The following is a 23898-nucleotide window of genomic DNA, read 5'->3' as shown; positions in this document are numbered from 1 at the left end:
AAGAAACATACAACGAGGATGAGAAAGAATGAATATGGTAAAAAAGAGACAGAAATTAATCAGACCCCAATGGCAACCAGGCAAGGCAGCCCTGGTAGGCACGCTCGCGACTCTCACCTACAGCCTTGCAATGGAAGGCGATAAATTCCTGATCGGCAACCGCTTTAGCGATGTTCGCTTCATCCAGGGATTAATCGAGGGGAAAAAACGCACTCCGAAAATCACGGCTCTGTCATGGGCGCTGCACTTCTTCAATGGCGTTGCGCTGGCCGAGTTGTATGGCGCGGTACTAAAACGTTACTTGCCAGGACCGGATTGGCTAAAAGGGGCGATCTTTGGGGAAATGTTTATTGTCAGTGCCTGGTGGCTAACCCCCTTTGCCGACAAACATCATCCTTTAATCAAAAACCAGGAACTACCGCAGCTCGCCAATTGGACCTCTTTCTGGCAAAATATTGTGCGCCATCTGGTCTTTGGTCTGACCCTGGGTCTCCTCTACAAAGACGAAAAATAACCACAAACACAATGGCAGAAATAATTTCAGCTCAACTGCATGTAATGGAATGTGTACATGTAGTTGAGCTGAAATATCTTGCAGAGCAGCGTGCTCTTCTGAAGGACAAACCAGAAGAATATCTTGCTTAGAACAATTTATGAAACCATTCATGGATCAAGGGCAGACGATAACGAGGATGCAACCAGGCCATGACCAATAACCAGATCCATGCGATAAAGAAGGTCCACCATAGAATACGCAACAACAGCCCCAGACCAAAGGATGTGAACCATCCTAACAGAGGAATCCACGATAAGGTCATATCAAGCATACTCACAGCGAAAATGAGTAACGAAAGTGTGCCAAAGATAAGGACTGATTGCAAAGCATGCCAACGCACATTCTGATTCTTCTCAATCAACAACAGCACAATCCCCGATACCCAGAACAACGAATATGCCAGCACACGCTCGATGCGCTCATTCAAACCAAGCGTCGTCATTCTATGCATCATTCAATGCCTCACAGTTCTACAGATTAAGGACCTCTCTCCGGGCCCTCTTCATCTCTGAATCATTATCTCTACAGCTATATACGCAAAAGTGGGAAGCGTGTTGCATGTCCGGCAATATTCTTTCTAGCAACTACGCTTCTTGTTTCAAGATAGCTCGATGTGTGCATAGCAAACATTGCACAGTTTTTTTGTCTGCAAGATCACAGACAAACGTAGCAATGTTTGCTATGCTAAACAGAGAACAATCAAAATAGTCATGGACTTGCAACCAATTGGAAACGTTAAGCGTTTCATCTTATGGGATCATTGGGGATAGGGCCAGAGAGGATTATGAAGAATCTCATGCATTTTACGCTGTGTAGGAGAAAAGTATGGAGCCAATAAAGAAACAAGCTGAAATGCTCCTTCATATAGAGTACAATGTTGCCAATGAAAAATATTGAAGAACTCGGCTACCTACAAAATGTAGTATAAAAAAAATACCATTCGCATAAAAATGGGGCAAGGGTCCCCAGAAAGCATTGTGACAGGGTGTATATATTGGACCAACAGAAGCAATAGCTACCAATATTCACATCTTTACCCCTGACATCCGAGAAGGATTGAATTGATGAATGAAGGGCATATGCAAGTCGAAAATACGCAAGCAGAAAATAAACAAGCACTAAATAAGGCTGATCGTATACGGCATCTCATCCGCTATCTGACTGGCCTGATGACAGGATTAGTGGGAATATCTGATATGCTATCGGCGATTGTTCCTCGTTTCTCGTGGAGCTTTTTTCTCGGAGCATGGCCGATTGTCAATCACCGTGTACCGGCACAAACCTTTACTGTGGTTGTCGGTTTCTTCCTGATCATTCTCTCCTATGGATTAATGCGCGGCAAAAAGCATGCCTGGAATATTACGCTTATACTGCTCTTGCTATCGGCGTTACTGCATATTCAACGTAGTGGTTCTGTACTGGCAACGGTGATTGCTTTAACCCTGGCGATTACGCTCTATTCGCTCTCTCGCTTTTTCAAAGCAAAAAGCGATCCTCCGTCGGTACGCCGAGGCTATATCGCGCTGGGCCTGGGCCTGGGTATTGTCGTTTTCTATACCATTGGCGGCTTTCTCGCGCTCTACGATGACTTTGAGCCATGGATTGACCGGGTTGGCATCCATGGCATCATTTTGCGTATGCTGGAACATGGCTACCTGCGCATCCCTCACACGACACAGGCGTTTTTCTTTCAGCATGCCCTGCCGGTTCTCTGCATCAGTGGTATTCTCTATGGTATGGCACATATTTTTCGCCCGGTGGCTGCTGCCCTCTTGCCAGATACAATCACTCGCAATAAGGTCAATGACATTGTACGCATGTATGGGACGAACTCGATTAGCTATTTTGCACTGGGTAGCGAGAAAACATTCTTTTTCTCAGACTCTGGTCGCTCGGTAATCAGTTATGTGCTGCAAGGCAGTACCGCGGTCGTGGCCGGTGATCCCATTGGTCCCGAGGATGAATTAGCACTTGTGATCAAGCAATTCGTGGATTTCTGTCATGAGCAGGACTGGTCAATTGTCTTCTGGCAAATCCGTGATAAGGCGGCGGCACTCTATCGTCAGGCGGGCTTCCATCTCTTAAAGATTGGTGAAGATGCGATTATTGACGCACAAAATTTCACGCTCAAGGGCGGCGCCATGGCAAATGTGCGCTCAAGTGCCAAACGCGCTGAGAAAGATGGCTTGCATGTCGTCTTTTATCGTGGACAGGTCGCCGATAGTGAACAAGTGCATCAAATGGCATTGATTTCACAGCATTGGCTAGCCGAAAAGGGTGGTTCAGAGATGAGCTTTAGCCTGGGTCGCTTCGACGCTCAGGGTGATCCTCAACAGATGTATGCCCTGGCCGTGGATCAGCAGAATAAGGTTCATGCATTTGTCTCGTTCATTCCCATTTACGGCCGCCTGGGCTGGGGATTAGATTTGATGCGCCGCGCTGAACAATGCGCCCCTGGCACGATGGAACTCTTGCTGGCTCGCTCTATTGAACATCTCAAAGGCAGCGGCGCTCAGACAATTAGCCTTGGTCTGGCACCTCTGAGCAATGCTAACGAAGATGATGAGACATTCCTGGGCACCAGCATCGATTTCTTAACTGATCGCTTTGGCAACCCCAGCAAAAACCAATCTCTGTTTAACTTTAAGAAGAAGTTTCAACCCACCTGGGAAAGCCGCTATCTGGTCTACTCAGATGCCCTGAAGCTCCCCAAAATCGGCTGGGCCCTCTACAATGCCCATCAGACCGATGCCTCCCTGGTCAGCATGGTGCGTCAGACGCTCTCTGAGTTACAGCACCAACATATCGAGGCCAAAAATACGCTCAACGCCATGGAAACTGTCAAAGCCTGAACAGGCTATTGGCGTGTGGGGGAAATCCCCCACACGCTCTCCCCGACGCCTCCCCCAACGCTCTCTCCCATGCCTCGACATCATTCCTGGGGTACGGATGAGCATATCGTACGTGAACGGGAAAGCGCACCTCGGTTGCGACCTTGGCACGCACCTACGTTTTCCGTCATTTGTGGTTTTCCCCACATTCATTGTATTGAAAGGTATTGACCACGAGGATTCGGGCCTTCTTTGGTTGGGGTGATGCACATATGTTGTTGTCACAAATAATAAAACTGCCTTATAATAAACATGGTATCTACATGTATTTTCGATTTATTATCCTGAGGAGGCATAAATCTTATGGTTATTGGCGCGCTCTCTTTGGATCAAGTCACCATTGGAGCTTTTTTCGGCTTCTTGCTGTCATTGCCCATCGCGCTCTTCCTGGTCTTCTGGCTCAGTGCTGTGAAAAAACGCTCTGCGGTTATCCTGGGTGGATTCGCTGGCACTTTGATCGCGTTTCTTGTTATACTGGCATGGGCGGGGACATTGATTCGATCCCAACCTATTGAGGGTGCGAATGGCGCATCCGCATTCTTTGGCGGCGTCCTGCTCTGCGCAGCGGCAGGGCTGGTCGGTGGTATTGTCGTTGATCTACTCGTGGCGCGCCGCAATAGCCGCGATTACCGTAGACAACTCTCACACGAATAATGGTTATTGGCGATGTTCTATCTTTTGCATGGTGAAAACGAGTTCACGAGCCGTGAACACTTGAAAAAATTACGCACGCAAGGCGATTTTGGGTTTAACGAGGATAGCTATCCGGGCGCTGAGACAAGCCTGAAGACTATCCTGATGAGCAGTGATACGTTGCCATTTTTAAGTGAGCAGCGCTTGATTGTCATTGATGGTCTACCCAAAAAGAAGCGTGGCGAAGGCACCGCAACGGCAGAAGATACGACTAAAGGCGGCAAGGCGAAAAAAGGCAAAAAGAGTAGCAAATCCGCCACTGGTCGCGCTGGCTTTGAAAAGGAGCTGGCGGAATACATCGCCACTATGCCAGATACCACGGTGATGATTGTGGTAGTTGATGAGGCGCTTGAAAGCAGTAGCGCCCTCTTAAAGGCCGCAGAAGCCCATGGGAAAGTCATTCAGAGTACCCTTCCCAAAGGGGCGGCTCTGGAAAAATGGATTCAAAATCGGGCCAAAGCGACCGGGGCGCAGATCACGCCAGATGCCGTCGGCTTGCTGGCGAACTTTATCGGCAACAATCTCCGCCTGTTATCCAACGAAATTGATAAGCTGGCAATGTATGTCGGGCCAGGTGCCACCATCAATGTTGGGGATGTACGCCAGCTTTCAGCACAGGTACAGGAGGCGCGCATCTTCGATCTGACCGATGCCTTATCCCAACGTAATCGCAAGCAAGCCCTGAATATCTTACATGACCTGCTAGCGGATGGTGAGCCGCCACTCAAACTAATCAGTACCATTACGTCCCAGGTACGTTCACTACTCCTGGTAAAAGAACTCGCACAAAAAGGGATGCGCGGTGGTCAAATTGCTTCGACGCTGGGTATCGCACCTTTTGTTGCAGATAAAGCTTTACGCCAGGTTGGCAATTTCAGTATCCCACAACTCGAAAATGCCTATCATCAGCTTCTGAGCACCGATGCCTCCCTGAAACGCAGCCTGTTAACGCCTGAACTGGCTCTTGATCTGCTGGTCGTTAATTTCGGCATGTGATCCTATCCCCGCGTTCCATAGAAAGTCTTCTCAAGCTACTTGACAGATAGCCAGGCATTTGCACACAATGAGGAACACAAAACCTGCCACGTCATCTGCGGCAACGACGTGCAATCTATGAGGGAAAGTTTTTCAGTATGCAACTATCTTCACTACAACACGCCCTGCTTGAGCGTATTCAACAACAAGGTGCTATCACATTTGAAGAATATATGCGTATGGCACTCTATGAACCTGGCGCTGGCTATTATGTGACCGGACAGGCAAAGATGGGCTGGGAAGGTGACTATTATACCAGCACGGATATTGCTGATTTCTTTGCCCACTGTATGGGACGTCAGCTTCAGCAGATGTGGGAGTCATTGGGAAAACCCGCCCACTTTGGGGTACTTGAACAGGGCGCGGGACGGGGCGACCTCGCAAAAGAGGTTCAACAGTGGGCCAGTACAGCCGCTCCGGAATTTCATGCCGCCCTGGACTATCGTCTGGCGGACATCACCTTCGGACAGGACGCACTCTCCATCCGTACAGACGATTTCATTCCCAGCGTGATTTTATCTAATGAACTCGTCGATGCCTTCCCAGTGCATATTGTGGAGAAGCAAGACGAGGCGCTCCACGAGGTCTATGTCACAATCCAGAATGGACGTTTGGCCGAAACACTTCAGCCGCTAGAGGATGGTCCTCTACTGGCATATTTTGAGCGCTTTCACATTCCCTGGCAGACCTTTCCCAGTGGTTGGCGAGCCGAAGTAAATCTGGATGCTATAACATGGATGGAACGTACCAGTCAGTTGCTGTTGGGCCCCAATCCTAAACGAAAACGACGCGGCTTTATCATCGCTATCGACTATGGGGATAGCGCCAGAGAGCTCTATTCAACCGAGCGCTATCGTGGAACCCTGGCCAGCTACTATCAGCATCAATTTTCCGAACGCCCCCTGGCTCGACCGGGCGAGCAGGATATTACCGCTCATGTGAATTTTACAGCGTTACTCGATGCCGGTCGCCAACAGGGATTACGCCTGCACAAATACACGACTCAACGTAAATGGCTGATGGAAACCGGTATTTATGAAGAATTAGAACAGGTCCATCAACAACACTTTGGCATCATTGATCAAAATCGTGCCAGCGATCAAGGACAGGTAGCCTTGCTGCAATGGTATAATCTACGCCAACGTGTCTCGGCGCTGACCGATCCGCGTGGCATGGGAGACTTCAAAGTGCTTATCCTCAAACGCTAGTACCCGCTTTGTGGCTATCAATTATCCTCTTGTTAAGAACCAGAGCGCAACTTGGGCCAAACAGAAGGAGGATTACATGCTACGAAAAAGAATCGCGCCAGGACCAGGGCAGGAATCGGTATGGGACTATCCTCGCCCGCCGCGCTTAGAGGATAGTCAGAAACTGATTCAAATTGTGTTGAATGGCATTGAGATTGCCCATACACAGCACGCGAAACGTGTCCTGGAGACGAGCCAGCCGCCAACCTATTATATTCCGCCTGAAGATGTGAAAATGGAATACTTTATCCCCAGCCACAAGCATACCTATTGCGAATGGAAAGGGACAGCCTCCTATTACACTATTACGGTAGGAGATATATCGATCCCAGATGCGGCCTGGTACTATCAACATCCAAGTCAGGGATATGAAGCGCTGTCCGGCTATATTGCGGTCTATCCCAGTCAGATGGATGCCTGCTATGTAGCTGGCGAGAAAGTCCAATCACAAGCAGGCAATTTCTATGGAGGCTGGATCACCAGTGATATCGTGGGCCCATTCAAAGGGGGAGCGGGCACTATGGGCTGGTAACAGGCAAAATCCCCAATTGGTACTGATAACAATCAGAAGTTGAGGATGACGATAGAATCGGATAAAAACAAGCGTATACCTCTTGTCAGGTCTTCGCCACAGGGCCAGCGTGCGACCGTTACGCACGACAAGAGGTACCGCCTTCACTAAGGGAGATTATTTCTTATTTCTGGCATTCTCATCATGGTATTGTCTGCCACGCCAGTCAACCCCACGTCGGGTCAGGACACGCCATGTGGATTGGCCCAGGATACCTTCAAAGAGGGCTCCGGCCAGTGGATGTGTGAGGGCATAGTACCAGGGAACATGAAACTGCTGGTTGAGCCAGACACGATATGTCAACAAAGGCACCCATTCTAATCCCGTCGCAACTGCCACTTCACGAGCAGTAATCCCTCCAGCATGGCGTTTACTCCGTGTCAATTTTGCCAGCAAAGGCAAGAGAAAGGGCACAATTGAGATCATCGGCAATCCAAACAGCTGCACCAGCACAAAAGCGATGCCGCCCCGATTTCCCAGATACGAATTCTTGCGCCATCCTCGCCAGATATCAGATAAACCATGATACATATGCACATGCAGGAGTCCGCTGCTATCCACAAAACGCAGGCGGTAATGGTTTGATTTCACCAGTGCAGCTAAATCTCGATCATCCAACAGGGTCGCACGCATCTCAGGACGCGCATAGCCGCCAAGTTGTTCATAAACCGCACGCCGAATCAAGATATACTGACCATTGGCGATTGCGACCGGACTGGCTGGATCATTGACCAGACGCGGAGGATACAGCATACCAATACCTAGAAACGCCATCGGCATCAAGACGCGATCCCAAAACGTTGGCAACTCTTGCTCCGAACCTAATGAGAAGAGATCAGCATGCTCTTCAAGAGCCTGAGTGATAGCTGAGCGCAAGGCATTGGGCGCATGCCAGGTATCGGCATCGCTAAAGAGGAACCACTCTCCCTTTGCCTCCTGTACGCCGCAATGTATCGCGTGTGGCTTACCAGCCCAACCAGCAGGCAACTCATCCTCTAAATGCAAGACACGCAGGCGTTGTCCCTGAGGATGCCTCTGCTGCAACTCCTCTAAAATGACCCCTGTCCGATCAGTTGAGCCATCATCCACTACTATAATTTCATAACGGGTGTAATCTTGTTCTAATAAGGATTGCACGCTCCGTCGTATATTTTGTTCCTCATTGCGAGCAGGCATAATAATCGAAACAACCGGCAATGATGAGAGCATTTGAGTGGCTTGTAAAGAGATGGTGGAAGTAACATCTTGCTTGAGTGGAGGAAGAATCTGCAACCGGTCCTCTTGCCGGGGTGCGGTACGCCGCCAGAGAATGCTATAGAATCCAGCAATACCAATTACATGGGACCACAAAAGAAAGCGCGGCAAGGATTGCCGCCAGAACCATTTTTTCATATCATCACACTTTTGCAAAAAATCAGTTTCCATCTATTATAATCAAAAGACAGAGGGAGGACAAATCATCTGAAACAGACCGGATGAGATGAACTGGCATGTCAGAGCATTGCGACCACCTGTTTTACTGGTGTACAATCTTAAATACCCATGACGCGTCGCGGTACTCTTCCGGGGTACCCAATTATGACGCGCGTCATCCCGCAGTAAGAGAAAAGTGCGCACAGACAAAGGCCGCACGCATATTTCCACGGGAGCGCGCACACAATAAAGAGAATGTATGCAACAAAGAAGATTGCTTGTATTACCAATAGCGCTGCTCTTGAGCTTTCTGGCCTATTTCACCATCTCAGCAATCCAGCCATTGCCAGCGGCTCAGGCTCATGCGTTTGTTATCGGCTCCGATCCAGTCGATGGTTCAACCATTGGCAAAGTTCCGAGTCAGGTAAGCATTTTTTTTAATGCACCTATCAGTGCTATGAGCCATGCCCATATTTACTCGATCCAAAATGGCAATCTGGTGGAGGTTACTGCCAGCTACAGCGCTATTTCGCCATCCAATTCCCGGGAACTCATCACATCACTGAAGACGCCCGCTACTCAACCAGAGGGTAGTTATGAGGTCCTTTGGACCGCGATTGCAAACAATGATGGAAATACTAGTTATGGAATTATTGGCTTCGATGTCGGCTATTCCGGAACAGGAGCCTCGGGTGTCGCCACGCTCGGTCCATCGAGTAGCAACAATCTAAACGGCATTCATAAGCTGGATACAACAGCACTGCTCTCCATTGCCTGGGAGTTGTTAGCCAGCGCCGCATTAACGTTCTGGATTGGCATTCTCGTGGTTGAACAATTGCTCCTATCAGCCGGTCGTGGTTCGGGAATTTTTCCGCAAGTGCGCAAACATTCCCATATAATCGAGTGGCTCTGTCTCTCCATATTACTATGTGGAGAATGTATCGCTATTATTCTGCGGATGGTTCGCTTCGCGCAAGCCACTCCAGGCCAAAGTCTCGGACAACTCCTGCACATCATCCCGGACACAACCTATGGCATCATCTGGTTCCTGCGTATATTATTGATTATCACTGCGATGGTTTTCCTGCGTCTGACTCCACATAATAAAGATGTGGTACCAGTATCCGAACCGGAACCAATGACCAATTTTGAACGCCTGACAACCCAGGAGCTAAAAATCAATAACCATAGAAGAACCAGGCAACTAATCGAAACACCGTTACCGGAACCAGCAACGCCCAGGCGGCATACCGCTATCTGGATGGCTCTGATTGGACTGATCATACTGACCTATGTCTTGACCAGTTCTGTCATATCGGTATTAAACCCACCCATTAGCGCCATTGTCTTTGACTGGTTTTATCTGGCAGCCCAGGGCGTCTGGTTAGGCGGCTTTGCCTATCTCGCCTATCTCCTGCTCCCTCTGCTGACGGGGGTTGAACTGGAATATAACACTGAAACCCTGACTTCTTTACTGCGCCGACTCACGCCACTCTTAATGGTTGGGCTGGGCATCCAGATTGTTAGTGAACTTTTTATCAGTGAAGCCAGTATGCACCGCTGGCAAGATTTCATCAATGATCCATATGGCCGCACATTACTGGTCCAGATCGTTGCTACCTTGCTGGCAGTTGGCCTCAGCATGTATTCCTTATGTGTGCTGCGACCCCGACTGACTCATCAGGCACTGCTGCTTCCAGTCGTCAAGGCGGATTTGCCAGCCAGGCGTACCCGCCAGTCCAGGCTTAGCAGTACAGGTCGTCAGCTCAAGATAAGCACCAAGTTGCTGACCGTTTGTGGTGCCATTATGCTGCTCTGCCTGGCCCTACAGTCCTTTTACACGCCGCCCATTAACTTTCCCAATATCAACTATAGCAATGTGCAGACAAGTCCAAAAAACAATGTGATTACCGCGCAAACCCAACAGATGGGCGATCTCACAGTTACCGTGCAAGTCATGCCAGGCCGCGTAGGCTATGACCACACAGTGATCGTCATCATCAATAACAACAAAGGACAACCGGTGACCGATGCCCAGGTAACCCTTACCACGAATATGCAACTGATGGACATGGGAACAACTCATGCCAGTATCAATGGTGGCAACCCGGTCTATATCACAACCTTCGCGAAAAAGGATGCCTTTAGCATGGCCGGATTATGGCAAATTAAAGTAGGCATTCAACGTCCAAAACAATCCTTACTTGAGGAGACCTACAATATCGTCCTGACAGCCTAGTACTCTGTTACTCTTCATTTGAAGGGGTGGGAGAGAGAATGGGGCACAGCCCAATACGGTTCACATAAAAGGAATGATAAACAAAAAAGGAGGGGAATTCGTACTGCGGGGAGCGATGTAGGTGCGTGCCAGGTATGTGAACCGTATTGGGGCACAGCCCCAGACCCCAGTCAAGGGGCTTGCTGCCCCTTGCATCCCCGCTTTTCAAATGAAGAGTAACGCAATACTAGTCTACTGGAGGAGTAGAGGCTTGTTGATATTCCTGTGCCAGTTCAGCATAGTGTTGTGCACTGAGAAACAACATAGTGCGCTCATTATCTGTAAGCTTGCGGATGACCCGTACAGGCACGCCCACAGCCAGAGAGTGTTCCTCAACGTGTTTGTGTTCACTGACCAGTGCATTGGCTCCTATGATCGTCTCAGCGCCAATTGAGGCATGGGATAGCACTGTGGCATGCATGCCCACCAGTACCCGCTCACCCAGGGTGGCGCCATGCACCACAGCATTGTGTCCAATCGTACACTCCGCACCGATGGTTAAGGGAGCATCGGCATCCACATGCAGGGTACAGTTATCCTGTATATTGCTCTGACGACCAACGACAATTGGCGCGCTATCTCCACGCAAAACCGCGTTATACCAGATGCTCACTCCCTCATGAAGGGTGACATTTCCAATCACCATCGCACCAGGAGCAATAAAAACATTCTCCGCAATGGTGGGCCAGACTCCTTTGTAAGGCAATACGGGCATACTCTCTCCTATTCAAGCATGAATTTTCGCGCAATTGGCAGCGAATATCAGTGCCAGGCATTGGTTACAACAAACATAAGATTCGCCGGACGCTCAGCCATGCGCCGCATCAAATAGGGATACCAATGCGAACCATAAGGAACATAGACACGCATATTATACCCTTCTTTGACCAGTTTTCCCTGCAAATCACGGCGTATACCGTAAAGCATCTGGAATTCAAATGACTTTTTGCTGATTCCGTGCTCGCGTACAAACGCACAGGCCGCATCAATCATCGCTTCATCATGAGTGGCAATAGCTGGAAAATTGCCGCGTGCCAGCAAAATTTTCATGAGCTGTACATAGTTTTGATCGACATCCGCCTTCTCTTGATAGGCGATATCAGGTTCCTCTTTGTATGCACCCTTCACCAGGCGTATCCGCATGCCCTGCCCGACAAGTTGCTCAATATCCTGGCGACTCCGATAGAGATAGGATTGAATAACGGTACCTACTTGCGGATATTGTTTCTGCGCCTCTCGTACAATCGCACAGGTCTGTTCTGTATAGGTACTAGCCTCCATATCCACACAGACAAATACATTGTGTTGCTGACCAACCGACAATAATAGAGCCAGATTTTCCTCACACACGGCACGCCCGATATCCAATCCCAACGCGGTCAATTTCACAGATATATTCGCAGCAATACTGGTTTTCGTGATCAATTCAATCGCAGAACAATATGCACGTACAGCCGCCTTCGCTTCCTCCTGCGTTGAAACATTCTCACCAAGCAAGTCTAGCGCCACCTGGATGCCACGATCATTCAGCAAACGGGTCGCATATGCAGCATCATCCAGAATTTCGCCAGCTACAAAACGGCGTGACACGTTGCGGGTCAATTTATTTTGAACCACGAAGTCACGAAGGCGAGGATTTTGAGCCAGGTACAGCAGTGTATCTTTAAGCATCATTATCACCCTTTCAATGAGGCAAAAAGAAGACGCTATAAACAACATCTTGAAGATTGTTTACCAGTGCATTACCAGGCGAATAAGTTTGTCCCACAAACGATCTGGTAACATCAGACGCAAGAACATCAAGGCGCTCGCACTAAAAGGCACACCATAGCGCGCACGCGGTTTTGGATCAGCCAGAATGCGCAGGACCGTATCGGAAAACTTCTGGATAGGAAAGCCTTTTTTGCTGGATCGTTGCGCTGATTTCTTAGCCATCGTCAACAAGCGTTCATAAGGATTGTGCTCGTCAATGCCAATATGCCCAAAGGAACGCTCAAGGCTTGTCAGCCAGATACCAGTTGGACTGGAGGCAGGCTCAATCAGGACAACCTTGACTCCAAAGGGGGCCAGTTCCAGGCGCAACGCATCGCTTAGCGCCTCAAGAGCATATTTACTGGCAGAATAGAGGCCGGTCACAGGAATAGACATCTTCCCCGAAATGCTACTAACAGAGATGATTGTGCCCCGGGCCGCTTTGAGCAGCGGAAGTAAGGTCTGTATAACACCGACATGCGCAATCACGTTGATTTCAAACTGCGCCCGTAGATCATCCAGTGACAGCAGTTCAATGGGTCCTCCATAGGCAGTACCAGCATTATTGAGCAGCGCATCCAGACATGGGACAGCCTCAGGAGAAACAGAGCGCAGGACATCCTCTACATCGCGAGCCAGGCGAGCCACCTGTTCGCTTTGTGTAATATCACAGATAAAAAGAGAAATATTACTCTGGCAGTGGCGCTGCTCTGCCTCTTGAAGCAGGGCAACACGATCACTTTCTTTACGCACTGTCGCAAACACATGCCAGCCTTGCTCGGCTAAAACGAAGGCAGTATAACGACCAAAGCCACTTGAACAGCCAGTAATAACAATTGATTTTTGTGCCATAATTTATATTCCTTCAGGACCAATACGACTCCACAAACCCAGCCGTGTTAACTCACAACGCGCCTCGAAACCAAATAGCTCAGGGTCCATCTCCCGTCCATGACGAATAACCAATCCACGTAACATCTCAATGAACTCTGCTTTAGAAGCTAGATCGCGTTCAAAAGGGATATGTTGCGCTAAATGCTCGATGGCCTGCCTGTTATACCATTGATCGGATGTCTCGGTCATAGAATGAAAGATGTATCCTTCTTTTCGCCAAACCTATGCGTTCACTATTACAAAGTGTTTGATTCCCATGGTCTTCGCCATCCTGGTGCATGAGTTTTCGCACCTGCGGTGCTCAAAACTGTTTTTAGTGTGTGGTGTAGAAAAGGTGCATAGCACCTTTTCTACACCACACACTAAAAAGGGCGCAGGCGCGCACGCGCCTGCCAGCCAGGGAGCAGCAAGATCCCGATGATACAGGGAGTCTGACACATTCTTAGCAGAAAAATCCATGTGCCAGAGTATTCTCTATTTATTGTAACGCACAGAGAAGTAAGCTGCAATGAAACCGCATATACATCGAATACGTCAGAAAATTATCGCTAGATGCATGGTAACATCAAAAATAAATACGGGTAAATGAAAAAGAAGAAAAGATCCTTTTCTGGCACAAGTTGGTGCAGTATGAAGATGAGCGGATTATATATAGCCATTTTGCCCTAAAGCAAACAGCAAAACTTGATCAAATACAAAGTTAAGTGTTACTGTGATGGAGTGCCAGATTAAATTGACACAATGAGAAGTAAGTGCACTGAAGAATTTATATTAAGGTAGGCGAGGAAATGTTCTGTACCTATTGTAAAGCAGCACGTTTGGCGAATGAGGCACCATGCCCTAACTGCGGAGCCCCGTCTCCACTCCTGGACAATTCCCAACAGGCTGGCTGGGGCACAGGAGCGCCTGGTGGATCACCCTGGGGCGGACCCGCTATGCCCAACAGTCCACAAACCGGGGGACAGTGGGAACAACAAACCCCTCAAATGTCTTTTAATAACAATGCACCGGCCTATAAAAGCACAGGCGATGCCTGGCAGCAACCTTTCGAGCAACAGAGTCCGACATCTTCCTGGCAGCAGCCTTTCGAGCAGCAGAATCCTATGCCATCCTGGCAGCAGCCTTCCGAGCAGCAGAATCCTATGCCATCCTGGCAACAGCCTTCCGAGCAATGGAATAACCAGTATCCAGGGCAAGAATCCGCACAACAAATGAATAATCAGAGTATGCTTCCCGCACCCTATCAAGGTGGAATGGAACTTCAGCCCGTTGGAAGACAATCAACGATTTCACTACAACTGGTTCCTCAACATGCGGTTGAACATTTGCTGCCAGCCAACCCGGAAATGCCGGATATTGTCCATGTCGCCCCGATGTATACCAAGCCTCGACCTATTGTCCCCAAACGTCGGGTTATCAGTGGATTATTCAGCGTCATCATTGTGGCACTCTTACTTTGTAGTGCTGCCGGTTACTATGCCAAAGCCAGCGGGACCTGGGACAATATACTCAACTTTTATAATGGAAAACCAGTATCAAATCTCCAGACCAACACTCAAAACATTCCAGATCCGCCAGCACGCGATCTGAAAAAGGATTATGGAGCGGGAGACCAGGTTATTCAAGCTGCCGCGCTAACGGACCGTGTTGATAAAAGCAACCTGCCGATCCAATCGGTGACAATCTTTCAACCCGGGCAGAAATTTTATCTCACATTCAGTGCTCAGCCGCCCAAAGGAACACAGGGACACGTTACCACCAAATGGTATACTAACGGCAAATTTTACGAGCCAATTACCTATCCTGATGTTATCAAATATGATCCAGCCAATGTCGATAATTTTGTGATAGCGATGTCTTTTCCCAACACACTTTCGGGATCAGTTGAGATTTATTGGAACAACACCTTCGCCCAACGCCTTTACTTCGCGGTACGATAAAAGCCTACCAGAGCGTAACAGGATGACAAACATCATCTGGCACAAAACAGGGTTCCCCGGTATCTAATGGGGAACCCTGTTTTGTGCCAGGAAGTAGCGTATGCTACGCATTATTTACATTGGGTCTCGACTTGAACGTCGCCAAAAACCTTCACCTGACAGGCCAGACGCACGTTAGGATTCTTCTTCAAGTCGCTACGTAACCAGAACTTCTCCATAAAAGAGAGCTCGCTGATATTGGCGGGCGGCGAGACGGCGACGCGATCAGTACCGCAAAAACCATTACCGTGGCAATTCGCAAACTTATATACCCCACAATAAATGGGCACATCGTTCTCTAGCGCCGGATAACGAACAGTATCTCCTTCGGGCACGTCCACCCGTACATTTTCGCGTACATATGTAATGGTTGGCACGATTCTATCCTCCGAAATAGCTGATAGCTTATTTATACAGCATTGCTTGATTATGCTTTGTCAGAATATAGCACAGAAGGGAAAGAGCGTGCAACAAAATAAACAGCATTCCAATCAGCCAGGAGAGCAAGCGGAAGCGCCAGAAACCTGTTATCTGTCAGTTAATTTGAGTCTCCCACCAATTTGGTCATTCTGATAGTGCAGAGCCAGGGCATTGGTCAAGTCACCGTGACAACAGGTGACAAGCCAGCAATCACGATAGCCAAAACGTGATGAGCCATCACGTCTTTCGTGATGGTCTGGTCTCCCCGACTCCATTGCACTGCGGGACCGAAGATGGCCCAACTGATGACCAACGCCGTGGTTTCTCCTGTTTCCTGGCAGACGGGCACCGACAATGGGACCTGCTTCAGCCAGTTCAGGAGGACCTCCTGGAGTTCTTGCTGCAAAGCGACCTCGAAGAACGGCACAAACTGCCTATCAGCTGGCTTGAGGTGATACTGCCAGAGGGCAAGAAAATCGAACACGGCGAGAATAAGCAGGTGCAAGGTGCTCCTCTGCAAGGTGGATGTGGTGGAAAACTGGCTCTCCAACACGTGGTGAAACTTCTCGCGCATCCAGACTTCTAAAAGGGCATATTTGTCTTCAAAGTGAGCATAAAAGGTAGCCCGGTTGACTGTTGCGCGTTCTGTGATTTCTTGCACTGAAATAGAGTGAATGGTGTGTCGTTCCTCAAGCAATGAGATGAATGCTTGCAGCAACAACTGACGGGTCCGTTTGACCCGTGGATCATTCTCATTCGCTGGTGTAGCCATGTTCTCTCTTCCCCTGATGATGTCCTCATCCCCCTCTGAAAAGCAACAGTTGCCCTCTGGTGTTGTCTAAACAACGATCCGACCGCTTTGCTGATTGCTTTCCATTCAGAGGTAGTTTACTATTCCTCCTGTGTAGTATACACGAAAGTGTTGATTAGATAACAGTGTTGTCTATCCACCATCCTTCTGTTCACTCCAGAGATGCAGTAGCCATCAAATGCAGGGGCACCTATCCCGAGAGCACACAAAGATGGAGGAAGGACTATCGAAATGCAAGCAATCGTCAATACGCAATCTCTCTCTTGGAGGTAATTTTCATGATCGTCATTACAACTCCCACTGGCCTGATCGGTCATCAAGTTCTGAATAACCTGCTCAATAGCGACGAGCAGATCCGCGTGATCGTGCGCGATCCTTCCCGTCTGTCCCCGCGCGAACGCGAGCGCGTCGAAGTCGTGCAGGGATCGCACGGCGACCTCGACGTCGTCAGCAGGGCGTTTGCAGGTGCAGACAGCGTCTTCTGGGTGGTGCCCCCAGATCCCCATGCCGAGAGCGTCGAGGCCGCCTATGTGGACTTCAGCCGACTGGCGTGTGACGCCTTCAAGCGCCAGGGGGTCAAGCGGGTGGTTGGCGTCTCGGCCTTCGGTCGTGGGGCAGCCGTGTCCGGGAACGCTGGCTATGTCACGGCATCGCTGGCTATGGACGACCTGATCGCAAGCACGGGGGTCAGTTACCGTGCTCTGACAATGCCCACATTCATGGATAACCTGCTCCGTCAGGTCGAGTCGATCAAGAACCAGGGGATGTTCTTCGACATGCTATCCGGGGACCTCAAGCAGCCAACCTGCGCCACCTGCGACATCGCCACCGTTGCCGCCAGACTGCTGCTCGATCACACCTGGAGTGGAGTCGAAAGTGTCCCGGTGCTCGGTCCTGAGGACCTCTCCTACAACGACATGGCACAGATCATGTCCGAGGTGTTGGGCAGGCCAGTGCGCTTCCAGCAGATCACCAGTGAGGCCATGAAGGCCACGCTGACCGGATTCGGGATGTCCGACGCTATGGCGCAAGGTATGGTCGATATGATTGCGGCCTATGATCAGGGACTCGCCACCGCCGAGCCACGCACCCCCGAGTCCACCACTCCCACGAGCTTCCGCCAGTGGTGCGAAGAAGTGCTCAGGCCAGCTATCCTGGCCTGAGCACCCTGAACCATGAAATTGGGAGCAATTTCATGGTTCAGGGTGCTCCCATAGGGGCATGGCTTATTTTAGCGGTATTGTCCCGCCCGTAGGCCATGCCTCCCACAACATCCGTGTCGGGGAACATTCCAGAGCGTTGGGGTGAGAGAATCGTACGAGCAAGGGTGCTTTCTCGTATTTAAGCGGTATTGGCCGCATGCGGTGTGCCTGTGGGCACAGCACCTGTGGCAGTGAGACTGATAGGAACATTTTGATGCAGAGTAGTCGATCCAGGGATGCCTCCAGAGACCGCCAGCGTCGCTGCAAATCCCGCGCCTGTACTTTGCGCCGGTATCTGTACAGACACTGTGAGGGTAGCGCTTTGTCCGGCTGCCAGGGTGCCCTGTAACGAGCTGATTGTCACCCAACTCGCATTGCTTCCATTCACAGCAATTGCCCACTGTAACGGTGTATTGCCAGCGTTCGTCAGCACTAATGTCTGAGATGCTGGTTGTGTACCAGCGCTGAATGTAAAATTCAAGGCCGTCGGCTTCACATTCAACACCGGATTGGATGATATGGGAGCAGCCGCCACAAGCAATGAAATAGCTATTTGTTGCTTGATACCACTGGATGTAAGAAAACTGATCGTTCCTTGATAGGAACCAGGAGGTAAGTTTTGATCAATAATCGTCACTGTTGCCGTTAACTGCTCCCCTGCTGCTAGTGATCCCTGTGCAGGAGTCACCTGTAGCCACTTCCTCTGATCGATAGTACTCGCCATGGCATTCCAATTCACCATCGCTCCCCCGGTATTTTGTAAGGTGATATTCTGCCCGGTTGGCACTTTCCCTGCGACCATTGAAAAATTCAACGTTGCGACAGACGCGACAAGATTGCCTGGCTTTGATACACTCATTGAGACATTCACCAGCCCATGCATCGCCCCATCAAAATGAATCGTACTTTGATACGATCCAACCGCGAGATGAGTAGAATGAGCGCTCACGATGACTGTTTCACTCCCACCGGCTGCCAGGGTGTCATGATCAGGTGATAGGGATAACCAGTTCGTAGAATCACCACTGGAAATGCTACTCGACCACACCCCGCTTTGTTGTCCATTATTATGGATGGTGATAAACTGGTCATTCGGGTCCTGGCTATTGCTCGCAGTGTAGGTTAACGCAGTAGTCGATACCGCCAGAGATGCGGGGCCAGGCGTAACCGACATGGTGACTGGAAGGATTACTGTTGGCCCATCGCCCCCTGCTTGCGTAAAAATCAAATGACCGGCATAGGAATGTGAACTTAAAGTCCCACGATCAACCGAAACCATTACATTTTGGCTGCCAGAAAAACTTCCCTGCGCCGGGGTCACCGCCAGCCAGGATTGATCACTGCTCACTTTCCAGGAGACCTGTCCACCTCCTGCATTTGCCAGAGTCACAGACTGGCTGGAAACGATCCCAGGCGCGGCGCCAGGAAAACTACAAACAGTCTGCGAAATCTGCAAGGAAGGCGACAGCAAAGAGGCAGTCAGCACCGTCAGTCGGGTGACAGCATCCACCTCATGGGTGCTATCTACCGCATGTATCAAATGGCTACCCACTTGCCAATCGGCAGATACTGGTATCTGTACAGAAAATTTCCCCTGCGCGTCTGTCCATGCAACCACTGGCTTCCCCTGTTCATTGCGCACGAGTAGCTGATTATCCCGATAAAAAGAAAGCTGATCGTGGAGAACAAAGCCGCGTCCGGTCAATGTAAAAACATCATTGACCCGTACCTTATCAGGTGAGACTTGAATGACAGCGGTCGCGCTGGTAGGGCGCTTTCCAACCAATGCAAAGGCAATCAAGCTGGCCGCCAGCAACATAAAAATGCAGGATAAGGTCAGGAGTGATGAGACTGCCCGTGGGGATAGGGCGAAATGTGGTCGCCAGCGAGGCTGTGGCTGATGAGCCAGAGCCCGTTCGCGTTCGCGTAAAGCCTCACGTTGAGCCTTGAGTTCTTCTGTGGGCGGAAACACGATATAATTGGGGTCCTGTTGTATCCTCAGGAGTTGTTCTTTCTCCTCTGTGGGGGAACGTTGGGCCAGCATCATACTCGATTGATACGGCTGGTCTTCTGGGTGTAGACCAAATGTATGGCCCGCACGATGGGAAGAAGCCGATGAGAGAGCGTCTGGACGTGCCTTCTCAGCTAATTCTCGTCCACAATAATAACAAATCTGAGCATCAGCACGCTGTATAGCCTGACAATAAACACAACGTCTGGTATTCATAACGCTCCATTCCAGTCGGAAATTTTATTTACTCGCTCAACCCATTGGCATCAATGACAGAACTATTTCTACTAAAGAAAGACGTTTCTGTCACAATATTCCCAAATAGGGTTACATCCTGTGCTTCCACTAAAGCAATAAACAGTAACGTATGCTTCCTTTTCAAGGTATAACCGCGCTTGGAGTACTGCTGGGACTGGTACCAATGGTCATATTTACTACACTGCCAGACACCGTTAATGAAGTACTACTTGTAAAGGTTACGTTCGACACATCCGTTCCGGCTACAGTTACGGTGTATACTCCCATAGGCACATTAGAAAGCGTCAAGTTGCCCTGGCTATCCGTGATACCACTGGCTACTATATTGCCTGCACTATCAGATAACGTCACATTCGCCCCCGCAAACGGCATCGGTGTAGTACATAGTACGGCATCACAGGAGTTCACCGTCAAATTGACAGTTGCTCCTACAACATTGACTGTAATTGGAATCGTTGGTGTATTACTGACGCTGGCGCCACCACTACCGGTAGAAGAGAATATGATTGTATCATTATATGAACCAATCTGAAGGCTAGTAGCATCCACACTGACCCCTAAAGAACTGCCATGCCCATTATCGCTTCCCGCATTGCCACCTAAATTGAGCCAGCTATTATTTGCCTGGGCCTTCCAGGTGACGGGTAAAGAACAATTACCAGTCATATTCAACAATATATTTTGCATATTGCTAACTTGCCCTTGCGTAACTGTAAAATTGAGACTTGAGGCATTACTTTGTAGCGAACAAGGAGCCATCACAAGCATATCAACCACTAGCGCCTGCGGACTTCCCTGTACGATAGCCCCCATATTATCGGTAGCCGAGATTTTTATAGTGGTATGGACATCTCCAGGTGCAAGACCAACCAGCGATGGACTCACCACAAGCGTAGAGGATTGACCGCTGGTCGTAAAAGTTCCATTGTTCGCGGATAGATTTAACCAACCAGCAGATGTATCATAGCTCGCCTGCCAGGTCACCGGCCAGTTACAATTGCCAGAAGCCGTAATGGCAACTTGTATAGGTGTAGGATTAGATTGCTGCCCCTGGGTCGCGGTAAAGGCCAGGGTACTGGCTGAAGGTAGGGTTAGCGCGCAGGGTGCCTCTACGGTCAGATGAATAGCAATGGTTTGTGGGCTTCCACCAGCCGGATTCCCGTTGATATCAACTCCGCTCAAAGCAATACTTCCACTATAACTCCCTGCAGTTAAACCAGCCGTACTGACATTCACCACCAGACTTCCTGTTTGTCCAGGTGCAATCACATTTTGAGACTGTAATACGTTTAACCAGGAATCGAGAGGGCTCGTACTGATATTCCAGATTAAAGCACTGGCCCCGGTATTTGTCAGCGTGATCGTTTGTCCCGGAGGATTCATCTGGCCCTGTGTCACGCTAAAATTGAGATTAAGAGGTGATGCTCCAATGATAGGTGCACCCGGCGGCGGTGGATTTTGTACCACGAGCAGGACAGACACCGTTTGCGTGCTTTGCGCCACAGTGATTGTAATGGTGCCCGAATAGGTTCCCACACCGAGACCAACTGGATTAACCGTCACTGTTGAAGTGGCCGGAGCAGAACCTTTCAATTGACCACTGGCAGGCGCAATAGCCAGCCAGCGCGCTGAGGAGGTGGCGTTCCAGTTGACACTCCCAGAACAACTTGCATTCCCCATCAAACTCAATACCTGGTTACCAATACTGGCCTGACCAGCCAGCGCATTAAACGTAAGCATTCCTGTGCTGACCGTCAATCCACAACGCGGCTGCACGGTCAGCGTGATAGTCACCAGTTGGGGACTATTCAATGCGCTTTGCCCGGACTGAGTAACAAAGGTCAAAACACTGGTATAGGTTCCGGGTAATAGCGCGGCACTATGAACCACAAGAGGAATGTTGACCGTTGAGCCCGGCACAACCTTCCCGGATGTCACCTCTGGATGTAACCAACTTGTGGTGGTGATCAGGCTTTGCAAATAGGAGTTCGAATCAGAGGTAGATCGAGGTGCCTGATTACTAATTGTCCAATAGAGAGCCTTGGTACCGGGATTGGTCATAACCAGGGATTGACTATGTGGATCACTCAATCCATCGACGGCAGTGAAAGACATCAATGCAGGTGAAATACTCATCACGGCACCGGCATTGGCTGGTAGCGCCAGGACTTGCATTTGTATAATAAGGACTTGCGGCTCACTTACATTAGAGAAGAATGTGATCTTCCCTTGATAATTGCCAGGCTTCAGATAGGTGCGGTCGGCAGCAATTTGAATTTCTTGATGATCACTAAACATGCCATTATTGGGAGAAAGCAGCAACCATGCATCACTACTACTGGCAGACCAATTAATAGTGCCACCTCCGCTGTTATCCAACCTGATCGTTTGAAACGAATTTGCTCCCTGATATTGTGGTCCCAGGTTCACAGCATTAGATTGCAATTCTAAATGGCCCGGGCGCGTTGAACCCACGCCAACAACTAGCATAGCACTGGCCGTATAGCGTGTGCGTTCATCTTCAGCGACAATGGTATGTCCGCCCGGCTCCCAACCATCCTCCACCAATAACACCACGTCCTTTGCGCCCAGAGCATTCACCTGGACAATATTGCTCACATTTTGTAAGCTTACCTGTTCCTGAATATCATGTGAAATCGCAACGGAAGAGGACGTAGGAAAATTGCGTAGCCGTAGCGTAACCAGATCCCCATGGTTGGCAAAACGAGTTGAGAGCGTCAAGGTTGGAGCCATCGTGACAGTTCCTGCCGGTTTACCCTGTGCGAGGAACGAAATCATCGCGGCATCGGCAATCAGAGCAATAACAGCCAGAAGAGAAATACACAACAAAAGGACGCGAAAACTCTTCTGAGGCTCATGCTTCACACCTTCCCACACAATTGCCAGACGCTCCCTGAATGCGCGCTGTATATCCTCATCTTCTATCTTTCTGGATTCCGCACTCGACGGGAATTGGCGTGACTGCAATGGATCATAATTGTTGATCCACGCATCCTTCTCTTCATCGGTTTCCGTGCTATGAAGCCAGGGCCAGAGATCAGGCAAATGTTCATCGAGAGGTTTACGTAACACCGGCTGCGTAGCAAAGGCAGAGCCAGGTAGAGGATTGGTGCTCGCACGTTGAATCTCAGCCGAAATATCACATAATGGAGTCAGACGCGATGCACGAGGCCCACGTCCATTTTGGCCTGCCTCTGGATCTGATTCGGCAATCAAACGAGCAGCATCATTTAAGCGTTGCAACGATGTATCAAGTTCAGGTGCATAATCAACAGGAAAGTTATTCTGTTCAGCGTCCCGGGGGAAAATATCCTTATCGACATCAGCGATAGGAAAATCATTCTGTTCAATATCCTGGGAATTTTTATTCTCATCGGCATAAGCAATAACCATCAGAACCGTCGCAGACGAAAGATCAGACTGACTCAGGTTTGTTTGGTCTATTGTTATGATCGACGGATCAGCAGGAGCTAGAGCATGTTCGAAAGCGGGAGCATCCACTACATCCTCTGCAGCGACTGCTTCCTCAAGATAACTCTGCTCACCTGCTTGATCATGGCTATGATGATGTTGTTGTAAATGTAAAAGGCACAGCTCACAAAAAATAGCAGAAACGCTACAAGGTCTATTGCAACGTAAACATTGATTCATCGTTAGACTCTTCTCAAAATACACAACCAAATCTATACATGCCAACATCTCGAAATTCGTCCCACATCACTCCCCTGCTGCTTACAGGCTGGCAATACTCCCACACAACCATACACTTTAAAATCGTTGGATACGGTAACCATACACAGAGAGATTAACAAACTGACGGGATAAGCATCATGTGAAATAACTTGATAGCTATTTTTATACATAAA

At 49.4% G+C, this 23898-nt stretch carries 19 protein-coding genes; 9 read left to right on the top strand and 10 right to left on the bottom strand.

Going from position 1 to position 23898, the window contains the following annotated elements:
* Positions 1-28 precede the first annotated feature (28 nt).
* Positions 29-514, top strand: a complete 486-nt coding sequence (locus F1593_RS14565) for a DUF6789 family protein (RefSeq protein WP_149402291.1) — start codon at positions 29-31, stop codon at positions 512-514.
* A 127-nt stretch (positions 515-641) separates the two neighbouring features.
* On the opposite strand, the gene F1593_RS14560 is transcribed toward F1593_RS14565, so the two are convergent.
* Entirely contained in the window at positions 642-998 is a 357-nt protein-coding gene (locus tag F1593_RS14560; RefSeq protein ID WP_149402290.1) for a DUF4870 domain-containing protein, read from the bottom strand.
* A 622-nt stretch (positions 999-1620) separates the two neighbouring features.
* Here F1593_RS14560 and F1593_RS14555 point away from each other — a divergent pair.
* The 5 genes from F1593_RS14555 to F1593_RS14535 all read left to right on the top strand — a co-directional run bounded on the left by F1593_RS14555 (position 1621) and on the right by F1593_RS14535 (position 6954).
* Positions 1621-3408 (top strand): bifunctional lysylphosphatidylglycerol flippase/synthetase MprF, encoded by a 1788-nt coding sequence (locus F1593_RS14555; RefSeq protein ID WP_149402289.1) that lies wholly within the window; start codon positions 1621-1623, stop codon positions 3406-3408.
* Between the two features lie 342 nt (positions 3409-3750).
* Positions 3751-4101: a PTS sucrose transporter subunit IIBC gene (locus F1593_RS14550; protein WP_149402288.1), complete on the top strand. Its 351-nt coding sequence runs from the start codon at positions 3751-3753 to the stop codon at positions 4099-4101.
* Positions 4102-4113: 12 nt separating this feature from the next.
* The gene (holA, locus tag F1593_RS14545) at positions 4114-5136 is read left to right on the top strand and encodes a DNA polymerase III subunit delta (RefSeq protein ID WP_149402287.1); all 1023 of its coding nucleotides are present in this window, start codon (positions 4114-4116) and stop codon (positions 5134-5136) included.
* A gap of 137 nt (positions 5137-5273) precedes the next feature.
* Positions 5274-6383, top strand: coding sequence for a class I SAM-dependent methyltransferase (locus tag F1593_RS14540; protein WP_149402286.1), 1110 nt, complete (start codon positions 5274-5276; stop codon positions 6381-6383).
* Positions 6384-6459: 76 nt separating this feature from the next.
* Positions 6460-6954, top strand: coding sequence for a DUF427 domain-containing protein (locus F1593_RS14535; RefSeq protein WP_149402285.1), 495 nt, complete (start codon positions 6460-6462; stop codon positions 6952-6954).
* A gap of 156 nt (positions 6955-7110) precedes the next feature.
* On the opposite strand, the gene F1593_RS14530 is transcribed toward F1593_RS14535, so the two are convergent.
* On the bottom strand, positions 7111-8385 hold the full coding sequence (locus F1593_RS14530; protein ID WP_172632127.1) for a glycosyltransferase: 1275 nt from the start codon (positions 8383-8385) through the stop codon (positions 7111-7113).
* Positions 8386-8665: 280 nt separating this feature from the next.
* Here F1593_RS14530 and F1593_RS14525 point away from each other — a divergent pair, with 280 nt between their 5' ends.
* The gene (locus tag F1593_RS14525; RefSeq protein ID WP_149402283.1) at positions 8666-10645 is read left to right on the top strand and encodes a copper resistance CopC/CopD family protein; all 1980 of its coding nucleotides are present in this window, start codon (positions 8666-8668) and stop codon (positions 10643-10645) included.
* A 226-nt stretch (positions 10646-10871) separates the two neighbouring features.
* On the opposite strand, the gene F1593_RS14520 is transcribed toward F1593_RS14525, so the two are convergent.
* Genes F1593_RS14520 through F1593_RS14505 form a run of 4 tightly spaced genes read right to left on the bottom strand, consistent with a single transcriptional unit; the run spans position 10872 to position 13519 of the window.
* On the bottom strand, positions 10872-11399 hold the full coding sequence (locus F1593_RS14520) for a gamma carbonic anhydrase family protein (RefSeq protein WP_149402282.1): 528 nt from the start codon (positions 11397-11399) through the stop codon (positions 10872-10874).
* A gap of 47 nt (positions 11400-11446) precedes the next feature.
* Positions 11447-12358: a proline dehydrogenase family protein gene (locus F1593_RS14515; protein WP_235932585.1), complete on the bottom strand. Its 912-nt coding sequence runs from the start codon at positions 12356-12358 to the stop codon at positions 11447-11449.
* 57 nt (positions 12359-12415) lie between these two features.
* The gene (locus F1593_RS14510; protein ID WP_149402281.1) at positions 12416-13288 is read right to left on the bottom strand and encodes an SDR family NAD(P)-dependent oxidoreductase; all 873 of its coding nucleotides are present in this window, start codon (positions 13286-13288) and stop codon (positions 12416-12418) included.
* Between the two features lie 3 nt (positions 13289-13291).
* Positions 13292-13519 (bottom strand): hypothetical protein, encoded by a 228-nt coding sequence (locus tag F1593_RS14505; protein WP_149402280.1) that lies wholly within the window; start codon positions 13517-13519, stop codon positions 13292-13294.
* A gap of 629 nt (positions 13520-14148) precedes the next feature.
* Here F1593_RS14505 and F1593_RS14500 point away from each other — a divergent pair.
* Entirely contained in the window at positions 14149-15270 is a 1122-nt protein-coding gene (locus tag F1593_RS14500; protein WP_149402279.1) for a hypothetical protein, read from the top strand.
* Between the two features lie 110 nt (positions 15271-15380).
* On the opposite strand, the gene F1593_RS14495 is transcribed toward F1593_RS14500, so the two are convergent.
* Positions 15381-15686 (bottom strand): 2Fe-2S iron-sulfur cluster-binding protein, encoded by a 306-nt coding sequence (locus F1593_RS14495; RefSeq protein WP_172632126.1) that lies wholly within the window; start codon positions 15684-15686, stop codon positions 15381-15383.
* A gap of 218 nt (positions 15687-15904) precedes the next feature.
* Positions 15905-16501: a TetR/AcrR family transcriptional regulator gene (locus F1593_RS14490; protein ID WP_149402277.1), complete on the bottom strand. Its 597-nt coding sequence runs from the start codon at positions 16499-16501 to the stop codon at positions 15905-15907.
* Positions 16502-16818: 317 nt separating this feature from the next.
* On the opposite strand from F1593_RS14490, the gene F1593_RS14485 reads away from it, so the two are divergent.
* Positions 16819-17703, top strand: coding sequence for an NAD(P)H-binding protein (locus tag F1593_RS14485; protein ID WP_149402276.1), 885 nt, complete (start codon positions 16819-16821; stop codon positions 17701-17703).
* Between the two features lie 178 nt (positions 17704-17881).
* Here the strand turns inward: F1593_RS14485 and F1593_RS14480 are convergent, their stop codons facing one another.
* The gene (locus tag F1593_RS14480; RefSeq protein ID WP_149402275.1) at positions 17882-19969 is read right to left on the bottom strand and encodes a BACON domain-containing protein; all 2088 of its coding nucleotides are present in this window, start codon (positions 19967-19969) and stop codon (positions 17882-17884) included.
* A 162-nt stretch (positions 19970-20131) separates the two neighbouring features.
* Positions 20132-23683 (bottom strand): BACON domain-containing protein, encoded by a 3552-nt coding sequence (locus F1593_RS14475; protein WP_149402274.1) that lies wholly within the window; start codon positions 23681-23683, stop codon positions 20132-20134.
* Positions 23684-23898: the final 215 nt, after the last annotated feature.

Origin of the sequence: Dictyobacter arantiisoli (assembly GCF_008326305.1) — a bacterium.
GTDB classification, from domain to species: Bacteria; Chloroflexota; Ktedonobacteria; order Ktedonobacterales; family Ktedonobacteraceae; genus Dictyobacter; species Dictyobacter arantiisoli.
This window is presented reverse-complemented; position numbering and strand designations above follow the sequence as displayed.